The organism is Rhodoluna sp. (assembly GCF_044232805.1).
GTDB lineage: Bacteria > Actinomycetota > Actinomycetes > Actinomycetales > Microbacteriaceae > Rhodoluna.
Map to the genome: position 1 here is coordinate 1 of NZ_JBIILG010000056.1, position 4,669 is coordinate 4,669.

General features: G+C 49.0%; 4 protein-coding genes, 2 tRNA genes and 1 pseudogene. 6 read left to right on the top strand and 1 reads right to left on the bottom strand.

The window, feature by feature from the left end:
- Positions 1-219 precede the first annotated feature (219 nt).
- The 6 genes from AC9UES_RS06240 (at position 220) to AC9UES_RS06265 (ending at position 4,529) form a co-directional block, all read left to right on the top strand.
- The gene (locus AC9UES_RS06240) at positions 220-2,316 is read left to right on the top strand and encodes an MMPL family transporter (RefSeq protein ID WP_509527729.1); all 2,097 of its coding nucleotides are present in this window, start codon (positions 220-222) and stop codon (positions 2,314-2,316) included.
- A gap of 103 nt (positions 2,317-2,419) precedes the next feature.
- Positions 2,420-2,491, top strand: a tRNA-Thr gene (locus AC9UES_RS06245).
- Positions 2,492-2,533: 42 nt separating this feature from the next.
- Positions 2,534-2,610, top strand: a tRNA-Met gene (locus AC9UES_RS06250).
- 46 nt (positions 2,611-2,656) lie between these two features.
- Entirely contained in the window at positions 2,657-3,100 is a 444-nt protein-coding gene (locus AC9UES_RS06255) for an FAS1-like dehydratase domain-containing protein (protein WP_509527732.1), read from the top strand.
- The gene (locus tag AC9UES_RS06260; protein WP_509527734.1) at positions 3,097-3,501 is read left to right on the top strand and encodes a MaoC/PaaZ C-terminal domain-containing protein; all 405 of its coding nucleotides are present in this window, start codon (positions 3,097-3,099) and stop codon (positions 3,499-3,501) included. Before AC9UES_RS06255 ends, AC9UES_RS06260 begins: the two co-directional genes overlap by 4 nt.
- Complete coding sequence (locus AC9UES_RS06265; protein WP_509527737.1) at positions 3,501-4,529, top strand: UDP-N-acetylmuramate dehydrogenase; 1,029 nt, start codon at positions 3,501-3,503, stop codon at positions 4,527-4,529. Before AC9UES_RS06260 ends, AC9UES_RS06265 begins: the two co-directional genes overlap by 1 nt.
- Here the strand turns inward: AC9UES_RS06265 and AC9UES_RS06270 are convergent.
- Positions 4,526-4,669, bottom strand: a pseudogene (locus AC9UES_RS06270) (aspartate aminotransferase); the annotation flags it as partial. The gene AC9UES_RS06265 and the pseudogene AC9UES_RS06270 sit on opposite strands and share 4 nt — an antisense overlap.

A 4,669-nucleotide genomic window follows, 5' to 3' on the forward strand; every position in this document is an offset into this window, starting at 1 on the left:
CCACTTTATAGAGTCGGGATTGGTTAGAGCTGCTATCTGGTCTACCCAGTCCTTAACGCCTATAACAGCCACTCAATCCTCCTTGACGAGTAGTCCCAGTCTATAACGCTGAGAATCTAGAGGCCCAAGAATCCTTCATGACCAAAATTTTGTCAATCTAACGGCTCTATAGGTTTCTTAGTGGGACAATAATGTCACCCACAAATCAAAGGATTAGTTTTGAACAACATCGCGTCATTTATCACTGGCCGCAAAACCTCATGGGTCACACTTCTTATTGGACTAATCTTTGCTGGATTAGCTTTTGGTCCACTGAGTGCACCAGAGTCAGACACTTCTCCAACCGATGGTCTTCCAGCCAACAACGAGACAGTTCTTGTTAACAAGGCCCTAGAGGATCTTCCTGGAACTGATGGCACAGTTGCTGTTGTTGTTTACTCATCTGACACCAAGCTCACTGAAGAGCAAGAACTTTGGATAACTGGAACCTTTGACCCAATGGCTCAGGGTTTTGTTGATGGTGCAAGCGACAAGTTTTTGGATTACACATCAGGTGAACTAAACGGTGAGGCGTTTGTTCCACCGGCTCAAGTTTCAGATGATGGCAAAGTCGCCGTTATAACTGTTCCCTTGGAAGAATTCGAAGAAAACGCAGAGCGCACCGAGCGAATGACCGAAATGCGCGCGATTGCTAAAGAAGATATGCCAGCTGGCCTAGAGGTTTACATCACCGGTCCCGAAGGTTTCCAGGTTGACATCGCAGGAGTATTTGCCGGTGCAAACTTCACGCTGCTTCTTTCCACCGTTATCATCGTTGCTGTTCTACTTCTTATTACCTACCGCTCACCAGTTCTTTGGCTAGTGCCACTGATTGTTATTGGTGTTGCAGATGGAATGGCAGCCCAGCTTGCCCCACAACTTGCAACTGTCTTCCTGGGCGCACCAGCAGATGGATCGGTAACAGGAATCTTGTCAGTTCTAGTGTTTGGTGCTGGAACCAACTACGCACTTTTGCTAATTGCTCGCTATCGCGAAGAGTTACTACTGAATGAAGATCGCCACCAGGCGATGAACCGGGCTCTTAGAGGAGTAACACCGGCGGTGTTGGCATCCGGTGGAACCGTTACCCTTGCTCTACTTACTTTGCTATTTGCTCAACTTGGTGGAAACCGAACTCTCGGACTGGTAGTTGCCGGTGGAATCATCATGGCCATGTTTGCGGCCCTTGTTGTTCTACCAGCAGCAATCGTGGTCTTCGGTCGCGGCTTGTTCTGGCCTTTTGTTCCAAAATTCGGTGGGGTAAACAAGTCTGAAACAGGACTTTGGGCCAAGCTTGGACGCGGCGTTAGCAAGCGTCCAGTTATTGTCTCGATCGCAGGATTTATCATTCTCGCAATCTTGAGCTTTGGTGCGACCGGAGTAAAGGTCGGTCTATCTTCTACTGAGCAATTCCGAGTGGCACCAGAAGCAGCCGTTGGCCAAGACGTGTTGGCTGAAGCCTTCCCGGCTGGATCAACATCGCCAGCGATTGTTATTGCCAACAACGGCTTCGAAGACGAAGTAGCGTCCGCTGCTGAAAAAGTTAGCGGTGTTGCCGAGGTAACCATCGGGGACAGCACCTCCGAAATCACCAAGATCGATGTGGTTTTGGACGCTGAATCGCAGTCTGAAGAAGCGTATGTGATCATTCGTGAACTTCGCCAAGAACTTCGCGCAATCGAAGGAGCAGACGCTTTGGTTGGTGGCATCGACGCTCAGCGACTAGATGTTAAAGACACCTACGCTTCTGATCAGCTGACGGTTATACCTATGATCTTGATTCTGGTGTTCCTAGTGCTGGTTCTATTGCTTCGATCACTGGTAGCGCCAATCTTGCTACTGCTAACCGTGGTGGCGTCCTTCTTCTCCGCTATTGGAGCAAGCTGGCTGCTGTTTGAGAACGTATTTGGATTGCCGGCTTTGGATCTATCGGTATTCCTTTACAGCTTCTTGTTCCTAGTTGCCCTAGGTGTTGATTACAACATCTTCTTGGTAACCAGGGCGAAGGAAGAAGCTGAGAAACTTGGTCTAAAAGAAGGAATGATTAAGGCCCTTGCTTCAACCGGTGGCGTTATCACCAGTGCGGGAATCTTGCTCGCGGCAGTGTTCGCAGTCCTTGGAGTTCTGCCGCTGATTGCTCTCTACCAAATTGGAATCATCGTAGGTATCGGTGTGCTGCTAGATACCCTCTTGGTAAGAACAGTTATCGTGCCTTCGCTTGCGTTTATCACCGGAAAGTACTTCTGGTGGCCAAATCACAAGAAGGCTAAGGCTTAGCAAAGCTTCGAACCTTCGAGCTTGACCTGCATATTGAACGCACACCACTGTTTGCTAGCCCCAAAGCAATAGTGGTAATCTCTTTTGGTTGCTAGGCAATGACGCCCCGATAGCTCAGTGGTAGAGCACTTCCATGGTAAGGAAGGGGTCGACAGTTCAAACCTGTCTCGGGGCTCGACTAATAAGCTAATAAGAGAAATACAACTGTTTAGTCCCCGGCGGGGTAGCTCAGGTGGTTAGAGCACACGACTCATAATCGTGGGGTCGCGGGTTCGAGTCCCGCCTCCGCTACCAAATCAATCAACGGGTTATTCCCGAAGGACCTAGATACAGTTAACAAATGGTCAATCCAGCTATCGAAGGCAAAATTTACCCAAGGACTTCTAGTTACCTTGTCGGCCGCGAAAAAATCCGCGAATTTGCCAAAGCTGTTTTCTCTTTAGACCCAGCCAATCTAGATCTAGACGCTGCCAAAAAGCAGGGCTATAAAGACCTAATCGCCCCACCAACTTTTGCGGTCGTGATCCAAGAGCGCTCGCTAACTCAGGTAATTTCCGACAAAGAAGCTGCCCTAGATTTCTCCAGGGTCGTTCACGGCGACCAGCGCTTTATTCACGTTAGGCCCATCGTCGCCGGCGATGAACTAACCAGCGAACTCAAGGTAGCTAGCGTCAAACAGCTGGCAGGAAATTCCATGGTCAGCTTTGAAACCCAAATCTTTGACGCGAATCAAATTCTTGTCTGCACAGCAATCTCAACTCTTGTGGTGCGAGGTGAAGCATGAGCCTCCAAGTAGGTCAACTCCTTCCCGCTAGGGAGTTTCACTTCACCCGGGACAGCCTGGTCCGCTACGCCGGAGCCTCAGGGGATTTCAACGCAATTCACTACCGCGATGATGTTGCCAAGGCAGTTGGATTACCAGGCGTCTTGGCGCACGGCATGCTCACCATGGGTGCCGCTGTGCAGGCCGTGGTTGATTTTCTAGGGGACAGCGGAAAAGTAATTGACTACCAGGTTCGGTTCACCAAACCTGTTTTGGTTGATGCTGCCAAGGGTGCAACTTTGGTTGTGAACGCAACGGTAGTTGAAATAGATGAGACAGCAAAGATTGCCCGAATTGACCTATCAGCCTCCTGCGATGGAGTTGTGGTTCTAGGAAAAGCTCAAGTTCGAGTGAGTATCTAATGACCAGGCTTTCCGAGCTAACATCAATGCGAGTTGGTGGCGAGCCAGCCGAGCTCACAGTTTGCTCAACATCCGCGGAACTAATTGACTGCGCCAAGAGAGCTTGGGCATCCGGCGAAGACTGGTTACTTATTGGCGGCGGAACCAACATGGTGGTTTCCGAAAGCATTGAAGATTTATCTGTTATCCAAATAAAAACCAAAGGCATTGAAAAAACAACCTTTGGCGACAAGCAAATCTGGCGTATCCAAGCAGGTGAAGATTGGGATGAGCTTGTTGCAGCCAGTGTGAATGAAGGTCTCGCTGGCATTGAAGCCATGAGCGGTATCCCAGGAAGCGTTGGAGCATCGCCGGTACAAAACATCGGGGCTTACGGCCAAGAACTAAGCGATGTATTTTTGAAAGCAGAATTTTTAGATTATGAATCAGGCGAGCTAGAAATTCTTGAGCCAAAAGACATGAAATTTGGCTATCGAGACAGCGCTATCAAAAAAGGAAGAACTGGACTTATCACCTGGATCGAAATCGAACTTCTAGATCTTGCCGGCAAAGCCAGACCGCTGTATTCAGGTCAAATTGCAAAAGATCTCAATTCTGAAATGGGAGCTCAGCCCAGCTTGGTTCAGGTGCGGCAGTCAGTTTTGAAACTTCGCGCTTCAAAATCAATGGTGCTAGATCCAAAGGATCCAAACAGTGTGAGCTGTGGGAGCTTTTTTACTAACCCAATCGTGAGCGACACTTTTGCTAGAACACTTCCCGCCGATGCCCCATCGTGGGAAACACCAGAAGATGATGGACTAACAGTCAAACTAAGCGCCGCTTGGTTGATCGAGCAATCGGGAATAGATAAAGGCTTTAGCTTGCCAGGATCAAAAGCTGCAGTTTCTCAAAAGCACGCTTTGGCAATAACCAATCGCGGTGGTGCAACGGCAGACGAGATCGTCGAGCTCGCAAGATACATTCAAGAACGAGTTGCCGCGAAGTTTGGAATCAACTTGGTTCCAGAACCAAACCTGATTGGGTTTTAGCTAAAGAGTTTTTGTAGGCGCTTGATGCCTTCAACAATTGGTTCATCACCAAGTGCGTAGCTCATCCGAACATAACCCGAAGGCCCAAACGCCTCACCAGGAACTAGAGCAACCTCAGCTTTTTCCAAGATGAGATCACA

Bases quoted from the DNA above. Each gene is read 5' to 3' on its own strand.
- AC9UES_RS06255 (WP_509527732.1), top strand. From the start codon at position 2,657: ATGGTCAATCCAGCTATCGAAGGCAAAATTTACCCAAGGACTTCTAGT.
- AC9UES_RS06260 (WP_509527734.1), top strand. From the start codon at position 3,097: ATGAGCCTCCAAGTAGGTCAACTCCTTCCCGCTAGGGAGTTTCACTTC.
- AC9UES_RS06265 (WP_509527737.1), top strand. From the start codon at position 3,501: ATGACCAGGCTTTCCGAGCTAACATCAATGCGAGTTGGTGGCGAGCCA.